Here is a 21,946-nt window from a genome sequence, read left to right on the forward strand (position 1 = left end):
CTGCTTACCTGCAGGGCGTTTTATATCTATTTCAGATTTATTTGTTTTCAATTAGTTTCATCAGGTTTTTAGGAATGTCGGTATTGTCAAAAAAGCCTGTAAATAAACTTGCTCCAGGACCAATCGAGCGAATAGGTATTGGTGAAGCCGTGTGAGAATAAGATGTCCAGCCAATACCTGCTTTGTGTGATAGAATATGACAAGCAGTTACAGTAAATGGATCGTAACTTCCGTATAGCAAATAAAACTGATCATTTTTTGTCATCTCATCAGCATAAGTCATGCTTTTTTCAAAGGCATCTTTCAATTGTTGCATTTCAAATGGTGATAATTGAAGGCCTTTTGATGCATCGCCCAAACCAAAATGTTCTTTTACCAGTTCCAAACCATCTGCAACGCTGTAATTACCGATATGTTCTTGTTTGTACAAAGCTAATTTATCTGAAAATGCCTCGTAAGATATATTTTGGTATTGAAGTAAATTAAAAGACGAGTCGTAATGACTGCCGGCAAATCCCAATGCCAAACCTCCTGTTTCATGATCGCCGCAAACAAGAATTAATGTTTCTTCCGGATGTTTATTATAAAATTCCATCGCTGTTGCCACAGCTTTATCGAATTGCAGTACTTCTTTTATTACCGAAGCAGCATCGTTGGCATGACTTGCCCAGTCAATTTTTCCCCCTTCAACCATCATGAAAAAGCCATTGCTGTTATCTAAAAGCTGAATGCCTTTTTCAGTAAAATCGGCCAATGAAATATCCGCTCCGTTTTTCTGATCTATTGAATAGGGAAGGGCAGAACCTGCGGCTAATTTGGGGGCAACAGCAATAATTTTATCATCTCCTTTTTTTAGCTTTTTAAAATCCTGAATCGTATTTACAAAAGTATATCCTCTCGATTCAGCAACTTTCATGGAGTTAGGTTCTTTATTTTCAATATCTTCAGTGGCTCCCATTCCAAAATTCGACAGGGAACTTTCTTCTGTAGTTTTTCCATCTCCTTCAGGATGTTTAAATCCACCACCAGCAAAATAATTGAAATCACTTTTACTTAAATCCAGGCTGATTTTATAGTACATGTTGCGGGTAGGCTGATGAGCATAGAAAGTTGCCGGTGTAGCATGATCGATAGAAACCGACGATACAATTCCAACTTTATAGCCTTTATCTTTTGCCATTTCGGCAATGGTTTTTAAAGGATGCAATCTTTGTGCATCCATCGAAATGGTATTAATTGTAGTTTTATGTCCGGTAGCCAACGCAGTACCTGCTGCAGCTGAACCTGTAATGAATCGGTTGAGTGCGTAGGTGGTATAAAATCCTTGGTTAGGAAGAGTGCTTAACTGCAATTTTTTAATCCCGTTGCTGTTTTCTAAAGATCCCAAATAGGCTTCTGCTGCGTTGGTTTGCGATAAGCCCATACCATCACCAATAAAATAAAAGATGTATTTCGGTGCTTTGCCTTTATAGGCATCTCTTTCGCTGGGTTGAGCAATGCTGTTAAAGGAAATCAGCAACAATGCAATGGCAAGAATCTGTTTCAATTTTATCTCGGTGTGTAACATTTTATTTTGTTTAAATTTTCCCAAATCTACTAATTAAATATTATTCGTAATGAGTTTAAATAGTTAATTTAACCTTAATTGTGTTGTTCTATAGATTCCTGAGGTTCTCTTTGTTTCTGGAATTAAATATGTCTTTTCCTTCCGGTGTATAAAGAAAATCAACATATTCTTTAAAAAAGCCAATTACTCTGTCGCGAACCACTTTCATGGTAGAGTTTAGTAACTTATTTTCTTCGGTAAAAGCTTCCGGTAAAATTCCAATTGCTGTTGGTAACCATCGATGAGGAAACATATCTTCGTGTTTTCCTCCCGGACGATACTCATTTAGCTCGTTTTGTATTAATTCCAAAGCTGCTGTTTGTCCTTCTTCCGATTCCAGAGTAAGATGGAGCGGTTTTAATCGAGCCAGAACAGCCCCTTTGTTGGGAACTACCAGAGCAATGGTATAAGGATTCTGATTGTTATAAAGTAAACACTGATCCAGCAGTGGTGATTGATCCACAAATGCTTCTTCAATTCCTTCGGGGCTAAATTTTTCACCATCATTGGCAATCAAAAGAGATTTGAAACGACCCAGGACATAAAGAAATCCATCCTGATCTATATAGCCCATATCGCCGGTATGCAACCAACCATCACGAAGAGTTTCAGCAGAGGCTTTATCGTTTTTCCAGTAGCCTTTCATTACATTGCCGCCTTTGATCACAATTTCGCCTTTTTTTCCTACAGAAACCGGGTTTCCATTGTCGTCGCAGATTTTTAAATCCATATTGGGCACAATGAATCCCGATGATCCTAATTTATGATTATGGTGGGCATTGGAAGAAATAATTGGCGAAGCTTCCGATAATCCATAACCTTGATACATTGGAATTCCAATAGCGTAAAAGAAGCGTTGCAGTTCAATGTCAAGAAGAGCACCTCCGCCGACAAAGAATTTTAAGTTGCCGCCAAAATTCTCTCTCACTTTTGAGAAAAGTATTTTGTCATAGAACATGTACAAGGGCTTTAGAAACATACGTGTTCCTTTTCCTTTATTCCAGCCGGCATCATTGTATTTGTAGGCTACTTCAAGAGCCTTATTAAAAAGTTTCTCGGCCTTAGGGCCTTTGGCTTTAATTCCTTTTTCGATATTTTTTTTAAAATTTTTAGCGAGAGCAGGAACACTTAAAATAATGTCGGGCTTAATTTCTTTGATATTATTGGGGATATTCTTTAAGGCCTCCATAGGCGATTTACCTTGCTGAACAGCAGCAATCGAAGCACCTTTTAGCATAAAGCTGTAAATTCCGGCTGTGTGCGCAAATGAATGATCCCAAGGGAGTATCAATAAGGTTTTAAAGCTGGCAGGAATTTCCATCAGGTTCGATGCCTGATACACATTACTCGCGTAGTTGTTGTGTGTGAGAATTATTCCTTTCGGATCGGCAGTGGTTCCGGAAGTGTAGGAAATGTTTGCATCATCATCTGCCACAATGTTTTTTTGAATCTCTTTAAGTTTGGATTTATCATTTTCAGATAACTCTTCACCCATTTTCAGTAGTTGAGAAAGTGAAATTTCCTTCTCTTGAAGCTCAATATTTTCATCAAGAACAATTATAGTTTCAATATTTTCTAATTGGTCTTTAATCGATCTGATTTTTTCGAGATGATTGTTTGAAACAACAACAATACGAGCTTCCGAATGATTCAATCGAAATTTAAGTTCGTTTTGAGCATCTAACTTTACCGATAAAGGAACATTTACCGCACCGGCAAATAAAATTCCAAGCTCGGAGAGCACCCATGCATTTCTCCCTTCAGAAAGAAGCCCGATTCGATCTGCTTTTTGAATCCCTAAAGAAAACAAGCCGGCTGCAAATAGCTGAACTTCTTCGTATAGAGATTGGTAACTAACAGATTGATACTCTGAAGTGGTTTTCTCCCACAGGAAAGGATTTTTACCAAACAGATTAACACTGTTCTCAAAGAGTTGTATGATAGTTTTCATTTACTTCTATATTGTAAGAATGCTCTTGATTTTAACGAGTTTCAAAAATAGCTGATTAGCCCGTTTTAAACAAGTTGCGCGTATTAAAAAATTGTGAATGTATTTTAGTGTAGCTATTTTAATATGTAAATAGCTAAAAACCTGCAAAAACTCCTTGATTTTCGTGTGAAGAATATCTAATTTCCCGCTCGTTTTATTGAATGAAATTAATAAATGTTTTTTCTGAATCTTTTCACCCAAAAGTGGGTTTTAGTTGTCTTTAAAGAAAGGATAATTAATAAATTACGACACAAACAACAACATACATAAACCTAAACTAAATGAGTAATCTGGAAAAATATTTTAAAAAGTTTCGTAAAAATACGATCGGTCACGATGCCCGTTTTTATTCCCCATTCGGAAAGCAAAAAATTATTTACGGCGATTGGATTGCAAGCGGTCGCTTATATGCACCCATCGAAAAGAAAATAGCGGAAGAATTTGGTCCGTATGTTGCAAACACGCATACCGAAACGAACGAAACAGGTACTTTAATGACTCAATCCTATCATCGGGCTCAGGAGTTGATTAAAAAGCATGTAAATGCAGATTCTGATGATGTAATTATTCATGCTGGTTTTGGAATGACTGCGGTTATTAATAAGCTGCAGAGGATTTTAGGTTTGAAAGGTTGTGGAATTTTAGGACGACACGCTTGTCAGAAAGAAAGAGAAAAGCCAGTTGTGTTTATTACTCATATGGAGCATCACTCCAATCAAACTTCATGGTACGAAACCAATGTTGATGTAGTTGTGATTCCTCCGGGAAAAGATTTAACTATTGATCTGAACGAGTTGAGAAATCAGTTGGAAAAATACAAGGAACGTAAAATGAAAATCGGATCCTTTACGGCCTGCTCGAATGTAACCGGTATAGCAACTCCATTCCATCAAATGGCTAAATTAATGCACGAATTTGGTGGAATTTGTTTTATTGATTTTGCAGCTTCAGCACCTTACGTTGATATTAACATGCATCCTGAAGATGAACTGGAAAAATTGGATGGGATTTTCTTCTCTCCCCATAAGTTTTTAGGAGGTCCGGGTTCTTCCGGAGTAATGATTTTCGATTCGAAGCTATACAAAAATGAGGTTCCCGATAATCCGGGCGGAGGAACAGTAGATTGGACCAATCCATGGGGGAAATACAAATATGTTGATAGTATTGAAGCCCGTGAAGATGGCGGAACACCTGGATTTCTGCAGTCGATTCGAATTGCTCTGGCAATTGAAGTGAAAAATCAGATGGGAACTAAAAATATTGCTGAAAGAGAAGAAGAGCTCCTCAATTTGGCATTCGACCGTTTAAAAGCAGTAAAAGACGTACATGTACTTGCCGAGAATGTCAAATCGCGTTTGGGGATATTGTCTTTTTACGTTGAGTACATTCACTACAACCTTTTGGTGAAGCTGTTGAATGACCGTTTTGGTATTCAAGTACGCGGCGGTTGCGCCTGCGCAGGAACCTATGGACATTATCTGTTGGAGGTGAGTCAGGAGCAGTCTGATGCGATCACAAGTGAAATTACATCAGGCGATTTAACCCACAAACCAGGATGGGTACGTTGGTCACTGCATCCTACAACAACGAATAAAGAGGTCTTGTTTTTTATTAATAGTTTGGAGAAAATTGTTGAGAATTTCGAAGACTGGAAAAATGATTATTCTTACAACCGCAAAACAAATGAGTTTTTCTACAGTGGCGATCAAAAAGCCAGGAAAAAGATTGTTGTTAATGATTTATTCAAATTCTAAGAAATCTGCCTTTTCTTTATAGATATGATTTTAATCCTGAGAATTTGTTTTCAGGATTTTTTTATATTTTTGATTTGAATAAAAATAAAGATTTTAGCGTGTACGATATTATTGGAGATATTCATGGAGAGGCCGCAACATTGAAACATATGTTGCTTAGTCTTGATTATATTGAAGGGAAGGAAGGATATTTTCATCCTGAAAGAAAAGCCATTTTTGTTGGAGATTATGTGGATCGGGGGCCTCATATTTTTGAGACACTCAGAATTATCCGGGAAATGGTTACTGCCGGTAATGCCTTTGCTATAGTAGGAAATCACGAACTGAATGTACTTACTTTTTATACCAAAGATAATGATGGTTTGTTTTTAAAAGGGCATAACCTGAAGAACAAAACTCAAATTAAAAAAACCTACGAAGAGTTCAAATTAGATAAGGCGAAACGAAAATCTTATTTGAAATGGTTACGGTCTTTGCCTTTGTATTTAGAGTTGGATGGATTTCGTGTTGTTCATGCCTGCTGGGATCAGGAAGCTATTGAACTTCTGAAAAAGGAAAACCCGGAAAATTGTTTGAGCAAGGAGTTTTTACGAAAAATAAATTTTGAAAGAGGCAAAGTATTTGATGCCGCCATGCTTTTGTTAAAAGGGAGAGAGTTTGCATTTCCTGATAATTTGGTGCTGAAGGATGATTATGGTTTTAAACGTTCAGCTTATCGGATTAAATGGTGGGAGCCAATGAATGGGAAAAGTTTTGATGAGATTTCATTTGGAAACAGATTTCACTTGCCCCAATACACCATTCCATCTCAACTTTACTTTGATATTCCACTTTACTCCGAAGATGAACATCCTGTATTTTTCGGACATTATTGTTTGGGAGATAAAGCAGGTGTTGTTCGTAATAATTTGTGCTGCGTGGATGGCTGTATTGCTAACGACGGTGTTTTTGTTGCCTATCGCTGGGATAATACTCTTCCATTGAATCAGAAGAATATCGTTTCGGTGAAAAAAGTTAAGAAATCCTTGGTAAAGTAGCCGGGATATTTCTTTCTAGCTGTTTTTGTTTTTTCTCCAATCAATCAGAAATAAAATCCCTGAGAAGGAAAGAGGAAGAAACAGAAGTAAAACCACCCAACTATTGGAATCGATAAATGCATAAAGTGTGATTAAAATGCTGCTGATTACAAGTAGCAAACCACCCGGTCCAACTTTCCAGAAAGAGATTAGAAAGCTACAGCCATAGGCAATCGAAAGAAGATAAAAGAGTAATATCCAACCTTCATTGTTGGCTGTTTCGTTACTTAATAGGGCAATAAATTCAGGCACCAGAAATAGCATGAAGACACCTGTAGTCAGGAATCCGATAACTCTGGCTGCAACAAGATAAAATTGCGATGGATGATCTTGAAATAACATACGTTTTTCCATAGGTTATGTGCTTTTCGAAAATATGCATTTTCAAATTACGGAAATACTAAAATAGAATCAAATTTAATTGGTTATGAGTTGGTGGTAGGGTTTGGAATTGTTTTGCAATTATTTTGTTCGTTTTTGCAATTCAGTTTTTGTATTCTTAATGTCTTTTTGCAGCTTTGCTCTAATAAAAAAATAACATGAATGGAATAAAAGTGATTGCATTTGATGCAGACGATACTCTTTGGGTGAATGAACCCTATTTCAGAGAATCTGAAATGGAGTTTTGTAATCTGATGAAAAATGGAATGAGCCTTGAGGAGGTCACCGAAGAATTATTTGCAACGGAGATTGGCAATATTCCTCTGTATGGATATGGGACAAAGGCTTTTATTTTATCAATGATAGAAACAAGTTTGAAAATCACAAAAGGAAATATTAGTTCCGAAAAAATTCAGGCAATTATTGAATTGGGTAAACAGCAGATGAATAAGTCCATTGAATTATTGGATGGTGTTGTTGAGGTGCTGGAAAGCCTGCAGGGAAAATACAGGTTGATTGTTGCTACCAAAGGCGATTTACTCGATCAGGAAAGGAAATTGAAAAAATCAGGATTGCTAAAATATTTTCATCATATCGAGGTGATGAGTGATAAAAGGGAAGATGACTATAAAAAGTTGATTCAACATCTTGATATTCCTGCAAATGAGTTTTTAATGGTTGGGAATTCCTTAAAATCGGATATTCTTCCAGTACTTAATTTGGGAGGAAAAGCGGTTCATGTTCCATTTCATACAACCTGGGAACACGAATTGGTGAGTGATGAAGAATTACAAAATGTTGGAGTAAGTGAGATTCAAAACATCCGGGAATTACTTCAGCTAGTATAAGTCTACTGTATTCTGGTTATTGATAAAATATCGATTCGTTCAACCAACATTTGTTCATCATCTTTTTGTTGTTGAATTAATTTGACAACGTCCATTCCTTTGATCACTTTGCCAAATGCAGCAAAACCTTGTCCGTCCGGATTACGCATTCCTTCAAAATCTAAATTGGGTTGATCGCCGATACAAATAAAAAATTCTGTTGAGGCTGAACCCGGCTGATTTCTTGCCATCGAAATAACACCATCGGTATGTAAAATGCCGGTTTCTTTTGTTGTTTCATGTGCAATTGTCGGCTTCTGATCTACAATAGAATCGAAGAACAATCCGCCTTGAATAACTTCAATTTTAATATCATTATTAGGTTGGTTATCCATTCTAACCACACGGTAAAAGAAAGCATTCTGAAAAACATTGTTGTTCACATTTTCCAAAAAGTAATTGGCTGTGATGGGGGCTTTATCTTTGAAAATTTCCAATTCGATTGTTCCTAGTGTCGTCGTAATTTCAACTTTAGGATTTTGAGCGCTCGCAAAGTCTGCAAGTATTATAACAGATACAAGAAGAAGATAAATGTGTTTCATGATTCGCGTTTTTCTCATATCAATATCTCAATTGAATAATCTATTTAGATCAATCCTCTTGACTTAAATTCGAGATATTTGTTGAGTGTATTTATAGTTAAATCTTTAGGATTGCTCAATATCGCATGAATTCCATATTTTTCCAATTCTTTTACGATTAATTTTTTGTCGTAAATAAATTTTTCGCCGATGGTTTTAATATATATATCCTCTATGCTTTTGGCGGTTTTTTTAGTGATTTCCTTGATTTCTGTATTTGTAAAAAACACAAGCATTAACAAATGATCTTTTGCCAACCCCTGTAAATAGGGTAGTTGACGTTTCATTGAATCAAGACTTTCAAAGTTGGTGAAGAGAATTAGTAAGCTTCTGTTTCTAAGTAAGCGTCGGGCAGAATTGTGTAATAATTCATAATTTGGTTCGGGATAATTGGTTTTCTGGTTGTAGAGAACCTCCATTATTTTCCTTATCTGAGTTCTTCTTCCATCAGCAGGAATGTGAGCGTTGATATTTTTCCCAAAACAAATTACTCCGGCTTTGTCATGTTTTATTACAGCAGTATTTGAAATTACCAAACTTGTATTGATTGCATAATCAAGAAGAGTTAAACCATCAAAGGGCATTTTCATCGATCGGCCGGTATCGATAAGACAGTAAACAGGTTGTGATTTTTCATCCTGATACTGATTCACCATTATTTGCGATTTACGGGCAGTAGCTTTCCAGTTAATGGTTCTGTAATCATCACCTTTTACATACTCCCGAATTTGATCGAATTCCATTTGGTGCCCGATTCGTCGTATTCGCTTCACACCATAATCGTTCAAGCGGTTCGAAATTGCCAATAACTCGTATTGACGCATTTGCATGAACGACGGATAGCAGGGAAGCATCTGTTCGGCCTCTATTTTATATCTTCTTTTGATAAGTCCAAAAAAAGAAGCGGCAAAAACATTCAAAAAACCAAAATGATATCCACCTCTTGCAGTGGGTCTTACTTCGTAATTAATTTGCTTTTCTTTGCCCGATTTTAGTTGAAAAGAATAAAGAAAATCTCTTTTTTGAAACTGAACCGGCAATTCATCAATAATATCTATTTGTGTAGATACCGAATAATTATTTTCTACGAGTATTGAAATGGTATTCTCATCTCCGTTTGATAGTTTCTCCGGACATTTTCGAGATGCAGTAATTCCATTTTTATTTTGGTAGAGAATGAAAATATCCAAAGCCAGACATACCAAAAACAAAAGTAAAAGTAGTCGGGCCACCGGAAATAGGAATGGAATAAAATGCCCGAGGATGGAAATTACAGCCACAATTACCAGTATCCAGTAAAAATTCGGTTTTAGATATATTGATTTAATGAATTTCATTAGTATTTGGGAATATTGATTTTTTTCTGAACCGATTCGTTCGGATTCACTATCGTGGAATTTCAATTCCTTCCATAATTTGCGCAATAATTTGTTTTGGAAGCACACCTTCCATTTCCTTTTCAGGAGTCAATATTAGTCTGTGATGCAGGGCAGGAATTACTACCTCTTTAATATCATCCGGAGTAACAAAATCTCTGCCTCTTATAGCCGAAAGAGCTTTTGCTGCCATCATTACTGCAACTGATGCTCTTGGCGAAGCTCCCAGAATAATTCCAGGGTGATTTCTTGTGCTTTGAACAATTTGAACAATATACTTCTGAAGGTTCTCATCAATGTGTATCTCCAGAATCTGCTGACGCAACATATTAATTTGTTCTGAATTCAATACTTCAGTTATTTCAAATGTTTCATTTTTACCTTTTCTCGCATTTTTTGTCGATAGAATTTCAAGTTCCTCCTGTTCATCAGGATATGTGAATTCTATTTTCATGAGAAAACGATCCAATTGTGCTTCTGGCAAACGGTAAGTTCCTTCTTGCTCAATAGGGTTTTGTGTTGCAATTACCCAAAATGGCTGTTCCATGTTATGTGTGGTTCCATCGATACTAATCTGAGCTTCTTCCATCACCTCGAAAAGTGCCGATTGGGTTTTTGCCGGAGCACGGTTAATCTCATCAATCAAGATAATATTTGAGAAGATCGGACCTTTGTTAAACTCAAATTTTGATGTGCTTACGTTGAATATGGTAGTTCCCAAAACATCGGAGGGCATCAAATCCGGAGTAAATTGAATACGCGAAAAACCGGAGGAAATTGATTTGGCAAGCAGTTTAGCTGAAAGAGTTTTTGCAATTCCTGGAACTCCTTCAATTAAAACGTGGCCTTTAGCAAATAATCCTACCAATAGCAGATCGATATTCTTCTCCTGACCGATGATTACTTTTTTAATTTCATATTTAATTTGGCCAATCAGATGATTAAGCTCTTGCAAATCTATGCGGTTTTTAAATTGCACTTTATTTTCCATTGTAGGGTTTATTTTATTTGCCGGATTTATAAATGTATTCCACTTTTGAGTGTAAGTCTTCCAGTGTCTCCTGTGATATATTTTGAGAATTAGATATTTTGTCTGCCAGATTAAAAAGGATTTCAAGAGTTTTTAAAGAAATCCCCGAACGCTTACTCACTTCATTTAAAGTATCAATAGTTAAATTGATATGATAGCGGCTTTTACAAAATTCTTTCAGGTATTTAATTTTTTTTAAAGCAATGTCTTTGTGATTTTTGCGGTTGTAATACAATCGCCCCATCGTTTTAATGAACTCAAGAGAGGTATTGGGCAATGGTTTTAGAACAGGAATCATTCTTTGCTGACGTTTGCCTTGAAAAATAAGAACCAGTAGTAAGCAGGCGAGCAAAATGTAGTAGGCCATTTTTAATGGAGGACTCGAAAGCAGGAAAATGATTGGGCTTGTGGATCGCAAAGCTCTAAGAGGTTTGTAATATTCATCCCAAACTATCGGATTGGGAGGTAAATAGCTGAATGCTCCTGCAATATAATTTGCATTCTCATTTTGTACAACATTGTAATTGGTAAAGGCTAATGGCTGACAGCTAATGAAGAAGTTGCCTTCTCCATAGGAAATTTTCACCAACTGAATTTTCCTTTGATGATCGCGTCCCAGAACAACTGCACTGTCCTTATTAAATTTGGCTATTGTTGAATTGTCGAATGCTTTTGGGTATTCAAACTTCGATTTTCCTTGTAAAACTGGGTTTTCCAAATTTTGAGATTTTTTCTTTACTGCCACTAATTCGGAAAACTGAATATCGCTTTCGATGTGTACATGCAAAGAATCTGAAAAGGCTTTTCCTAAATTTGAACTTGCAATGAATATTTGATTTCCATTTTTAGCCAAATCCATTATTGTATTGATTTCCCATTCCTGAGGAGAAAAATCATTGGTAACAAAAATGTAATTCTTTTTTGTTGAGAGACTATCAGTCTCCGGATAGTTGAAGATGGCATTACTGCTGATTTTAAATTCCTGATCAGGAAATAAATCGTTCTGGATTAATTCCTTTAGCAGAAAACAACCAAACGGACGTTTGTCATCCTCATTAAAACTTTTTGTCCAGTCGATTGGCTGAGGCGCGAAAAGTTCCATCAATATAAGAATGATTAGAATTCCAATTACGGGAAGTGCGTTTTTGGGGATATTTAGTCTCATGATGCGAATTCTTTTACTTGCGGGAGAATAAGATTCAATCGGCCAAATTCTTTATTAATTTGGTCGTAATCTTGTTTGGTTATTGGGAAGTCGCCATACCAAACGGCTTCATACAATTCGCTTAATTCAATAAAATCAGCTTTTATTTTATCCTGTTTTATTTCCCGGATGTAATCGTAATTGGTTTTTTCCGATTTCCAGCTTATTAAATTGTGCTGACTTAAACTTTTTAACAGAGATAAAAAATGATAACGCAAAGCCAAACGATACTCTTGTTGAAGAAATGCTTCATTAATTTTTTGCTCCCAATTAATTTTTGTCGGGTTCACAGTTTCACTAAACTCCAGAGATGTAATTTCCTGGTGGGAACGGAACAAGCCGGTAAATTTGCTTTTGTAAATCAGCGCAATAAGAATGATAATAAGTACAGCAAGAATGAGATATCTCAGGAACCAAATAACTCCCAGCCCTTTAATCATGAAATTTAACCAATTTCTGATCCACTGAGTGAAACGATCCCATAAACTTTCTTGTTTTACATCGGTAAAATCGTAATTGAAATCGCTCTGTTTACGGTAATTATCAATGTGTTCTTTCGGAATGGATTTTTCCCACAATTGAACTTGTCCGATATCAGTAACGATGGTATCCGGGCGGAAAGTTTCCTGTGCTAAAATTTGGCTGGTTCCAATAAATAGTTGAAACCAGCCAATAATTAGGATTGTAAGTGTTTTTTTACTCATTCGCGCCAACGCTTTCCAATTCTTTTAGTAATGCAGGATTTTGTTTTTGCTCAACCAGACTAAAATAAAGAATTCCAATTCCTATAAATGGAATTACTTGCATAAAGCATGCTCCCATTGCTTGGATAATAGAAAATAGAATGCTTAAACTTTGACTTGCTGATGAAGCTCCATTTTGCACCATATGAAAACCTGCCATTCCTTGATAAATAGTGGTAGGTATTTGAAATACAAATTGTAATGCTCCAGCTATCAAACCTAGGACTAGTAAAAATCCAAATGTTTGCCACCAGTTATTTTTAATTAATGAAAAACAAGAACTTAGAGCTTCGCTAAGTGAATCACCTTGAAAAATAATAATTGGAATAACCAGACTAAAACAAATCATTAAATAAATACCCGGAATTAGTAAGAATATAAAACCAAGACCTGAGAGAAATCCAATAACAAACATTGAAAGGAAAATTTTTGGAGCAACACCAAGCATTGATTTCCAAACTTGTTTTAATTCCACTTCATTATTTTCTGATGCTTTGTATAATTTGATGTATTGAAATACAAATGCCATAGAAAACGTATAAGTAATCATGGTAAACAGATAGGTGATTAGCATTGAACTCATTGCTCCTTCCATTGCAGCAAACGGATTTGATGACGGCTCTAATGAAAGAGTTGAAAGTGCTTCATATTGATACACACCTAGTGCTATTCCTTGTAATAATGCAAAAGGGATAACGAAATAGATCATTCCCATTAGTAAATTTTTAAAATTGTACTTAATAAAAAGAAATGTGTCGTTGAATAGTTCCCCGAAATCACGGTTTTTTTCGAATTTAAAATTATTATCAATCATTTTTTTAAGATTAGAATTTTATAAATTATTTAGTTTTTGATAGACTCGTTTTGGGTTAATAATAAAATACCAAATAACGAACAGCAGGGAACAGATAATAATGATCCAGCTTAGCCACATTGGCATTTCGGTATGTCGGGTTACATAGCCTTCTAAAAAGCCGGCAACAATAAACATAGGTATAATTCCAATTACAATTTTAATGCCTTTGCGAACTCCAATTTGCATGGATGATTTGCGAGGCAGGGTGCCAGGAAAAACAATACTGTTTCCCATTACAATTCCTGCAGCTCCAGAGATAATAATGGCAGAAATTTCAAGCGTTCCATGTATCCATATTACCCGGGTGCTCTCCCAGAACAAACCATTTTCAACAAAGAAATAAGTAAAGCTTCCCAGCATAATTCCATTATTAAAAAGGATGTATCCGGTACCAAAAGCAGTAAGTATTCCAAAAACAAAGGCCATAAAGGATACTTTAATATTGTTTACGGTAATTCCAAGAAACATTTCTGTTTGTCCTTCTTGTTTGTAAACGGCCATAGGATCTCCTTTTTTGATATTGTCAATGGTCATGTTTACGTAGTTATCTCCAAGAATGGCACGAACAAAAGACTGATCATTACTAGTTGATACCACACCCAAAAGAGTAGCGGTAACAAATATCAGTAAAGAATAGAGTAGTTGTTTGCGTGTTTGGAAAAGGATTAACGGCAAGTCTGTAGTCCAAAACTGCTTGAATTTTCCCTTTTGTGCTTTCTGGTTTTTATAAATTTCCTGATGAACACTCACACTTAATTGATTGAGATATTCAGTAGTAGATGAATTTGGATAAAAGGTTTGTGCATAGGAAAGATCATCCGTTAATTGGATGTATAAATCGGCAATGGAATCTGGATTGCTATGCGATTTGCCAGCAAGAATATTTTCAAATTCTTTCCATTTTTTACTGTTGCGATCCAGAAATACGACTTCTTTCATCTGTTTGTAATTTTTACTCTGTTGCCAGATGGAACTTATCATTCGTAAATAATCCTCTCCGTTTGGGAGTGAATAATTATTTATTCATGAATGTTTCATTTGGGTTTTTCTGTAAAACAATGCTAAAGTTATTGTAATTAAGGAAAATTACAAACGTCAGATTAAGGTTAGATGTTTGGAGAATTTACTAACTGGCAATAAGTCAGTAGAATGATTTTAAATGTTGAAAATAATTATTCGATTATTTCTTTTATTTTCTTATGATAGGTATATTCGGATTCACAAAATTCAAAATTAAATGGCAGATATAGGAATAGAAACAACTCAAAATGTTCGCATTAATTTTCAATTGGCAAGTATTGGAGAAAGAATATCAGCCACCTTGCTTGATTTTCTGTTCTTATTTGTCATTTATATGATTCTTTTGCTTGTAATTGCTTTAATAGGGAAAGGTGTAGCTTGGATTTTGTTTTTATTAGTACCGTTAATGTTTTACTCTTTGATATTTGAGGTTTTTATGAATGGTCAAACTCCGGGAAAAAAAATCATGAAAATTAAGGTGAGCACAGTTGACGGATCTGCACCTGCTTTTCTGAATTATTTGATTCGATGGATGTTTCGGTTGGTTGATATTTCGTTGACCTATGGTATTTGCGGTATTTTGTGCATTGTGCTTGGAGAAAAAGGACAACGCCTGGGCGATATTCTAGCTAAAACGACGGTAATAAGAACAAAGCGAAAAGTGTCGATTGAGAATACTATTTTGGTTGATATCCCCCAAAATTATGAGCTTGTTTTCCTTGAGTCCCGAAAAATTAATGAAAAAGACCTGCCACTGTTTAAAAAGGTGATTGCTCAGATTGAAAGCATGGAAGATCCGGTTGAAAAACTGCAATTTGGGTTACGGGCACGAAAAAATGTGATGGAAAAACTGGGAATCAAGACAGAAATGCAGCCTCTCGAGTTTTTTAAAACACTAATTGTTGACTACAATTTGATTCACCGCGATCGATAAGGAGTTTTAAAATATACAAAGAGACAGAAATTTAATTTTTCTGTCTCTTTGTATATTGCTTAATTTTTTAAGTATAGCTCTTGTTTACTATAGGATAAACTTACATTGACGTCAAATATTCTTTTGTCAAAAAGATGTTTATTAATTAGTATCGATTATAGAATCGTCTTAACTCTGCAGTAAGATCGGTGAAAATAGGTTTTGTAAACTCTACAAATAAATCCTGATGAGCAGGAGGGAGAATTGGCTCGCTATGGCAAATATTCAATTCTTCTTTTGTTAAAGCTCTTTCGTCGCCATTATAGTTTCCCCATTGGTAAAACCAGTTAAATTGGCCACCAAATTGTTTGTTATTCAATTCCTTTTGGTTTTCGAATTCAATAATATGAAGAGAAAGCATTCCTTTCGAAATCACCTCACGTTTGTGAATATGCAATTTGGCCTTCACAATATTGTATACTTTAATTGTTTCGCCATTTTTTAGTTTGGTCGATCCAACTTCAACACTGTCGGCACTTACAACTTGTTTTTCTATATCTGTATCGTGAGTTTCGCCAACCACAAAATCTTCGAAACGCATTCCAATAATCTGATCAGGATATTCCAGTTTCTCCAGTTCAGCTTGTTTGGGTGTGTAGAATCGTACAAATCTTTGTTTGATATTGTTGAAGATAAACTGTGTTACCTGATCTTGAAAAAATTCAGCACTCAATTGATACTTAGTAGAGTTAACAGGCACATGATCGATAATCACTTTTAAAGTTGCCATTTCCTCTGCTTCGGCCATTTTATCGGCAACATCTTTGTAGTTGGGAACAAAAACATTGGCTTTTTCGAAATGCATAAATGCAGTTACCGCATCTTGACGGGTTCCTTTTGCAAGTTCTAAAATACCGGCACCATAACATTCAGGAGCCGCGTTTTGCCTGGCCATATCTTCTTCAGTCTGATATAGTTTAGGATAAGGAATAACGCGCAAAGCACCCGGACATCTTCTTATTTCATCAGTCATTCTGTTTAAAGTCTGGTAATGCCCAACTGTTTTTGAATACTTAAACGGATCATTCGAAGATAAAAGCGTACTGATTTCCTGCTGATACCAGTTCACTGCCAAAGGATAACTTTCTCTTAAAGTTAATTGAGCCTTTGCTTTATCAGGATTTGACCGTAACCGGTCTACCGATTTAATAACAGCAGAATAGTAATCTCCATTTTGAAGAGCTTTATTTCCGGTACTGCAGGCAGCAGAAATAAATAGAAGAGCAATAAGTGCACAGCGTATCATTTTATTCATAGATGTAGGATGTTGGTTTTGATGCAAATTTAATTTTAAAATTGAGAATATGCCAGCAAGTTGATAAGGTTCCTTTTTTTTCGGTTTTATTCAGTCCATACTGCAACTGGTTTGCGTGAATAGGTTTTGCTAAACAAATAGCATACCATTATTTGTGCAGTAGGTTAACTTCGGATCAGATGCATCGACAAAATAAAATTAAAACCTATAAAAATGCAGTAGTCCACAAAGTTACCCTTGTGGACTACTCAGAATGTTATTTATTGAGTCCAATAATCTATTACGCTTATTGAGGGATGAAATAATTATTAATTAAGAACGATTTTAAGTATTGGTCTTTTATTGATTAACTCATTTTCTGTTGAAGCAAAAAAGCTTGATCTGTATATTGTTTCGACAACCTGCGATATTTTAATTCCAAAACGACCATCGGAGTTATTTACCATGGCTTGAATTAATGGAGTAATGTCAATATCAGGTTTGTCAATTTTTCCGTTTTCATCTGCAGGTATAATTACTGCGCCGGCAGCAACTGTAGATGGTTGGTTGTTCCAGGTAACTGTAGTTTCGTCCCAGGCTTGGTCTACTAATTCAATTTTTAAATCATTTTGACCACCATAATATTCTTCAAGAGAAGCGACATGATTGTCGGCATAGAATAATGAGAGTTTAGCGCTTTTTATCTGTTGTCCTTCAGGAATCTCGCTCAAATCAAATCCCATAAGAAACCTGCAGCTTACCGGATCTCCAGTAAAAGTCCATGTAAAAGCCTGAATAAAAGTTCCGTTTTCGTTATTGTCGGGATAGAAACTTGTAAGAGTGGCATCAGTTATTTTGTTGTAATCAAGAGTAAATTCCTTTATCTCTTCCAGATAAATATTCAGAGGTGTTGTTTCATATTGTTTTAATTGTTCTGCCGTATAGGTTTCACTAAATGTTTTATAGCCTGATTTCTCTACTTTTATGCTGTAATTTTGCAGACCATCATTTACTGTTAACACATTTAATATTCCGTTTATTTCTTTATTAAGATATTCTTTGTTATTCGCTGTTAATGTAATATTGGCATTGCTTGCTGTTGCTGTTTGGTTGTCATCGAGCGTGTAAATACCCATTACAAAATCGAATGTTTTAATGTATCTGAATCCAAACTCAACGTAACCAAAATCGGTTGGTTCAAAATTATCAATACTTAATACTTCGGGAGTAACCGTAGTTGTTTCGTTTAAGTTAACCGAAAAGTCAATGGCAAGAGGGTCATTAACCAAATTGGCTAAATCAGAGCCGTCTTTGGGCGTTGCATAGGCTACATTGCCATTGATATCGAGTAGTAAAAACTCTGTTACTGTGTAGTTTCCAACTTCCAGCAATAATTTATTTGTAATAAAACTGCCATTAAAACTAATTAGCTCAATTTGTTCCAGTTCGTAAACTAAGTTGCCATTATCATCAGCAATAGAAACTAAAGCAGACTTTACATTGGTAACTTCGGTAGTTTTTAGCTTGTTTCCAACTGCAGACTTCGTGCTGTTTTCGCTAACTGCCATTTTAAATTCAACCGGGCTCAGAGTTTTGTTGTCTTCAATACTATCTTTATTGCAAGCTGTAAATGCAATTAGTATTAAAAAGATACCTGTAAGAAAATTTTTCGTATTCATAATTTAAATTTTTAATATTTACACTCATATAACAATCAATACTTGTTGTTCCCTAGTGAAATATTAGAAATAATTTATAACCCCAACTGCCATGTTTAGGTAAATAGGATTCCGGCTGATGAGTTTGTTATTGGTATTCAGTGAAGTACGAGCCCGTCCGCCAGCCATAAAATAGTAGTGTAAACGGTTAGAAAAAAACTTTACTCCCGTACTTACTCCTACTGATATATCAAGTTTATTAAATGCTTTTGAACTGTACATAGAAAATGGTGTAGTAAAATCATCTTTCAAAGTGATAGCATAAGTTATGCCCAAAGAGCCAAACACACTCCATTTTGCATTAAGAGGAATTGTGTAATCAATATCGAATGGTATCTCAAGATACGAGGATTTATATTTTTGCCTAAATACTGCCACCGAATCGCTTACAATGGTTTGTGTAATGGGAATAGTGTCGGTGTGTATTATAATCCCCTCAGAACTTTGTTCCTGCCATGTAATTCCTTCTAAATGTGTTTGCCTGGAAAATATCTGGTGAGTTTTTTTTATTGAAAATCTTTCAATGAATTGGGTATACAACAGGCCGGTCTTGAATGAAAAACGTTTGATGCTATATCCAAGTTTTATTCCACCGCTGAATCCGTAACTGATTACACTATTGTTTAGCATTTGAGCCTCTTCGGTACCAAGGGTATCACCTTTGCTAAAACCAGGTGAAATGCCTAATTCTTCTTTTATCTGAATGGAATAAAAGTATTTGTTTACTGAGTGTTTATCTGTTGAATTGTTTTGTTCTGTAATGTTAAGATATGAAAGCCTGAGACTATCGGAGAAGCAATCTTGGTTGGGGACTAATTTTGCTGAAATTGGAAAAACGTTTACCTTGTTTAATACAGAATCAGTTGTAAGAGGTACTGCTTTTAGAGTATCTGTTATTACATTTTTTTCAACATCAAGAATAGGTTTGTCAGCAGGACCCAAAAGAGGATTTTGATCACAAATATTTTTCACTGGTTGAGTGATATTTTTTGAAATCGCTATATGCTGAGAGGAGGATTGCTGACTTGTTTCGGTTGCTGTCAAAACTCTAATAGGTTTTGCAATAGAGGCAGTGACTTTAAAAAAAACGACTTGATTATTAATTACCTTATAGTTATTTCCCGACTCCTTACAAATTTTTTGTAAAAGTGCATTGATGTCAGCATCTTTAACATCAATGCTCACTTTTTGGGCATTTTTCATTATGGAAGTGTTGTATGCGAAAGAAACACCGCTTTGTGCTTCAATGGCTTTTACAGCTTCTATTAATGAAGTTTCGTAAAGTTGCAGGCTGATGTTTCTACTTTCTAAAGTTGTTTGAGCAAAAGATAAGGAATGAAAAAACAAGAAAAACACCAGGTATGAATTTCGGGTGATAAGCAAATTGTAAATTTTTAATGTGAGATATCAGGTTGGATATATTTTCGCATAAATTATTATTTATTCAAATTTGTATCAGCATCCGTCCCCTTTTAGGGTGAGGTTGTTATTATCTTTTATCAACTCTAAATTGAATGATAAACAAATAATTTCAAGAACTGAATCCAGATTTGCTTCTTCAAAATTTGCACTAAATCTGCAGTTTTTCATGTTTTTAACATCAAGTCGAATATCAGCCTTGTAATAATTGTTAATATCATTAATAACCTGTTGCAAAGGGCAATCGTCGAAAGCCAATGTTCGAGTTAGCCATGAATTGATATTTAAATTTTTTTCTATATGAGATTTAATTAGTGTTTCATTAGTTCTATTGTATGAAACCATGTCGCCAAGATTCAATATTTCCTGCTTGCCATTATTATCATAGACTTTCACCTGCCCGGAACTCACATAAACGTTTATTTGTTTACTGTTTATTTGATTATTAATGGTAAATGAAGTCCCGGTAACCTCTACGAAAAGCCCGTTGCAATCTACAATAAATGGCAGCCGGTGATTTTTTTTAACAGAGAAAAAGGCTTCGCCAGTAAGCTTAATATTGCGATTCTTGATGCCATATTTATTTGAGTACTGTAAAGTGCTATTTTTATTTAAAGCTATTAACGAGCTGTCGGGCATTAGGTTTTCTGAAACTACACTAGTTTTTGACGAAAGTAATATCTGTTTCGGTTTATCCTGAATCAAAAAAGCAATCACAATTCCAAGTATAATTATCCCTGCAATTTTTAGAATTCTGCTTAATTGTATTGCAGGCCTTGGTTTAACTGTATTTTCTTCTTTAATATTTGCTTTTGAATAAATTTGTTTAAGCGCTTTTTCTTCATCAATGCTTTCGTAAAAAAGAAGGGCATCAACGGCCTTTACTGTTTGCTGCATACTGAGAAATACTTCTTTAAATTTATCGTCGGTTTGCAACAAATTAATTACCTGCTGTTTCTCGGCTTCTGAAGCATGCTTGCTTAAAAAGCGGGAAATAAGAAGTTCGTTTTCTGTATGGTTTGTATTACCTGACATTTTAAGAAGAGATTTATATAGTTATAACAATGTAAGCTGTTGATACCATAGTGAAAAACATAAAAAAAAGTAAAAAAAGAGTTGAATTCAAATCCTCCCGTAATAATTTTAAGGCTTTGCATATATGATATTCCACACCTTTAATGCTTATATTCAGCCTGTCTGCTATATCTTGGTAAGAGAGTTCTAGTTTACGACTCATAATGAAAACACGTCGTGTTTTGTCGGGTAGTTTTTTTATGGCCTTTCTTATTTCTTTTCTTATCTCATTTTGGTTGACCTCCATCTCATGGCAGTTGCTAAGGTTTTTCAGGTTTTGTATACTATTTTCTTCGTAAGTATCATACTTTTGTTTTTTCAGAAAATTGAGTGATTCGTTTAGTACAGCACGGTACAAGTAGCTGCCAATATTATCAGAAAGGTTAAGCTTTTCGCGTTTTTCCCAAATTTTAACAAACACGTCCTGTACTATTTCTTCAGCAATATCATTACGGTTGGTAATTTTAAACGCGTGGAAACATAGTTTTTTATAATACTCCAGATATAAGCTTTTGAAGGTGGCAATATCGCCTTGCTTAATTTTGTAGACAGAGGAGAGGTTCGTATTCATATATTATCATAAAAGTTTCGCAATATAAGTTAAATATGGGAAATTGAAAAATCAACCAATTTATAATTTCAGTTTCGTTGAGGGCTTATTGCTTTCTGTTTCTTTTGAAAATTTTTCCATGGAAATTGCAAATAAGTTATCTGGCGTGGAGAAGTAAGCAGAGGCATTTGATCATTTCTGTATCCGACAATGGAGTTGGGCTAAAAAAGAGGATATGGATAAATTGTTTCGGATTGAACACAGCCATTCAATTGGGAACGAATAAAGAGAAGGGAACCGGGCTTGGATTGTTACTATGTAAGGAATTTATTGAGATGCACGGATGCGAAATATGGGCTGATGGCAACCAAGAGAAAGGTTGTACTTTTAATTTTACGATACCACTTAATTAATAATTACCAGCAAGCCAGACAAATGGCTTGCTGGTCAGTTTTATAGACAATTCAGTAGTTG

The 21,946-nt window shown here is 35.3% G+C and carries 20 protein-coding genes; 5 read left to right on the forward strand and 15 right to left on the reverse strand.

Translation table 11 applies throughout. The features are described from left to right. Window positions 1-37: 37 nt before the first annotated feature. On the reverse strand, window positions 38-1,567 hold the full coding sequence (locus tag QUH73_RS10260) for an alkaline phosphatase (RefSeq protein WP_289530347.1): 1,530 nt from the start codon (window positions 1,565-1,567) through the stop codon (window positions 38-40). Between the two features lie 88 nt (window positions 1,568-1,655). Further along, the gene (locus QUH73_RS10265; RefSeq protein ID WP_289530348.1) at window positions 1,656-3,557 is read right to left on the reverse strand and encodes an AMP-dependent synthetase/ligase; all 1,902 of its coding nucleotides are present in this window, start codon (window positions 3,555-3,557) and stop codon (window positions 1,656-1,658) included. Window positions 3,558-3,877: 320 nt separating this feature from the next. Between QUH73_RS10265 and QUH73_RS10270 the strand changes: the two genes are divergently transcribed. Together QUH73_RS10270 and QUH73_RS10275 are read left to right on the forward strand one after the other, a co-directional pair. Beyond that, entirely contained in the window at window positions 3,878-5,350 is a 1,473-nt protein-coding gene (locus QUH73_RS10270) for an aminotransferase class V-fold PLP-dependent enzyme (RefSeq protein WP_289530349.1), read from the forward strand. A 74-nt stretch (window positions 5,351-5,424) separates the two neighbouring features. Further along, a complete protein-coding gene (locus tag QUH73_RS10275; protein ID WP_289530350.1) occupies window positions 5,425-6,387 on the forward strand; it encodes a metallophosphoesterase in 963 nt (320 codons plus the stop codon). A 15-nt stretch (window positions 6,388-6,402) separates the two neighbouring features. Here the strand turns inward: QUH73_RS10275 and QUH73_RS10280 are convergent, their stop codons facing one another. After that, window positions 6,403-6,780, reverse strand: coding sequence for a DUF7670 domain-containing protein (locus QUH73_RS10280; protein ID WP_289530351.1), 378 nt, complete (start codon window positions 6,778-6,780; stop codon window positions 6,403-6,405). A gap of 185 nt (window positions 6,781-6,965) precedes the next feature. Here QUH73_RS10280 and QUH73_RS10285 point away from each other — a divergent pair, with 185 nt between their 5' ends. Continuing rightward, entirely contained in the window at window positions 6,966-7,655 is a 690-nt protein-coding gene (locus QUH73_RS10285; RefSeq protein ID WP_289530352.1) for an HAD family hydrolase, read from the forward strand. 2 nt (window positions 7,656-7,657) lie between these two features. Here the strand turns inward: QUH73_RS10285 and QUH73_RS10290 are convergent, their stop codons facing one another. From QUH73_RS10290 to QUH73_RS10320, 7 genes are read right to left on the reverse strand one after another with little or no spacing between them, the layout of a single operon-like run. Further along, window positions 7,658-8,236, reverse strand: a complete 579-nt coding sequence (locus tag QUH73_RS10290) for a peptidylprolyl isomerase (protein WP_289530353.1) — start codon at window positions 8,234-8,236, stop codon at window positions 7,658-7,660. A gap of 44 nt (window positions 8,237-8,280) precedes the next feature. After that, window positions 8,281-9,612: a DUF58 domain-containing protein gene (locus QUH73_RS10295; RefSeq protein ID WP_289530354.1), complete on the reverse strand. Its 1,332-nt coding sequence runs from the start codon at window positions 9,610-9,612 to the stop codon at window positions 8,281-8,283. A gap of 49 nt (window positions 9,613-9,661) precedes the next feature. Further along, on the reverse strand, window positions 9,662-10,642 hold the full coding sequence (locus tag QUH73_RS10300) for an AAA family ATPase (RefSeq protein ID WP_289530355.1): 981 nt from the start codon (window positions 10,640-10,642) through the stop codon (window positions 9,662-9,664). Between the two features lie 13 nt (window positions 10,643-10,655). After that, on the reverse strand, window positions 10,656-11,846 hold the full coding sequence (locus tag QUH73_RS10305) for a DUF4350 domain-containing protein (RefSeq protein WP_289530356.1): 1,191 nt from the start codon (window positions 11,844-11,846) through the stop codon (window positions 10,656-10,658). Further along, a complete protein-coding gene (locus QUH73_RS10310; RefSeq protein WP_289530357.1) occupies window positions 11,843-12,589 on the reverse strand; it encodes a DUF4129 domain-containing protein in 747 nt (248 codons plus the stop codon). Before QUH73_RS10310 ends, QUH73_RS10305 begins: the two co-directional genes overlap by 4 nt. Beyond that, window positions 12,582-13,442 carry a glycerophosphoryl diester phosphodiesterase membrane domain-containing protein gene (locus QUH73_RS10315; protein ID WP_289530358.1) on the reverse strand — a complete coding sequence of 287 codons (861 nt, stop codon included), beginning with the start codon at window positions 13,440-13,442 and terminating at the stop codon, window positions 12,582-12,584. Before QUH73_RS10315 ends, QUH73_RS10310 begins: the two co-directional genes overlap by 8 nt. Window positions 13,443-13,460: 18 nt before the next feature. Continuing rightward, complete coding sequence (locus QUH73_RS10320; RefSeq protein ID WP_289530359.1) at window positions 13,461-14,423, reverse strand: stage II sporulation protein M; 963 nt, start codon at window positions 14,421-14,423, stop codon at window positions 13,461-13,463. A 298-nt stretch (window positions 14,424-14,721) separates the two neighbouring features. Here QUH73_RS10320 and QUH73_RS10325 point away from each other — a divergent pair, with 298 nt between their 5' ends. Next, window positions 14,722-15,438, forward strand: a complete 717-nt coding sequence (locus QUH73_RS10325; protein ID WP_289530360.1) for an RDD family protein — start codon at window positions 14,722-14,724, stop codon at window positions 15,436-15,438. Window positions 15,439-15,583: 145 nt separating this feature from the next. Here QUH73_RS10325 and QUH73_RS10330 read toward each other — a convergent pair whose 3' ends face one another. From QUH73_RS10330 to QUH73_RS10350, 5 genes are all read right to left on the reverse strand, one after another. Beyond that, complete coding sequence (locus QUH73_RS10330; protein WP_289530361.1) at window positions 15,584-16,732, reverse strand: hypothetical protein; 1,149 nt, start codon at window positions 16,730-16,732, stop codon at window positions 15,584-15,586. Window positions 16,733-17,040: 308 nt separating this feature from the next. Next, complete coding sequence (locus tag QUH73_RS10335) at window positions 17,041-18,390, reverse strand: DNRLRE domain-containing protein (protein WP_289530362.1); 1,350 nt, start codon at window positions 18,388-18,390, stop codon at window positions 17,041-17,043. A gap of 63 nt (window positions 18,391-18,453) precedes the next feature. Beyond that, window positions 18,454-19,812 carry an outer membrane beta-barrel protein gene (locus tag QUH73_RS10340; protein WP_289530363.1) on the reverse strand — a complete coding sequence of 453 codons (1,359 nt, stop codon included), beginning with the start codon at window positions 19,810-19,812 and terminating at the stop codon, window positions 18,454-18,456. A gap of 72 nt (window positions 19,813-19,884) precedes the next feature. Then, window positions 19,885-20,883, reverse strand: coding sequence for a FecR family protein (locus QUH73_RS10345; protein ID WP_289530364.1), 999 nt, complete (start codon window positions 20,881-20,883; stop codon window positions 19,885-19,887). 13 nt (window positions 20,884-20,896) lie between these two features. Continuing rightward, window positions 20,897-21,493: an RNA polymerase sigma-70 factor gene (locus QUH73_RS10350; RefSeq protein WP_289530365.1), complete on the reverse strand. Its 597-nt coding sequence runs from the start codon at window positions 21,491-21,493 to the stop codon at window positions 20,897-20,899. A gap of 167 nt (window positions 21,494-21,660) precedes the next feature. Here QUH73_RS10350 and QUH73_RS10355 point away from each other — a divergent pair, with 167 nt between their 5' ends. After that, on the forward strand, window positions 21,661-21,885 hold the full coding sequence (locus QUH73_RS10355) for an ATP-binding protein (protein WP_289530366.1): 225 nt from the start codon (window positions 21,661-21,663) through the stop codon (window positions 21,883-21,885). Window positions 21,886-21,946 lie beyond the last annotated feature (61 nt).

This window comes from Labilibaculum sp. K2S (genome assembly GCF_030372765.1).
Classification (GTDB): domain Bacteria; phylum Bacteroidota; class Bacteroidia; order Bacteroidales; family Marinifilaceae; genus Labilibaculum.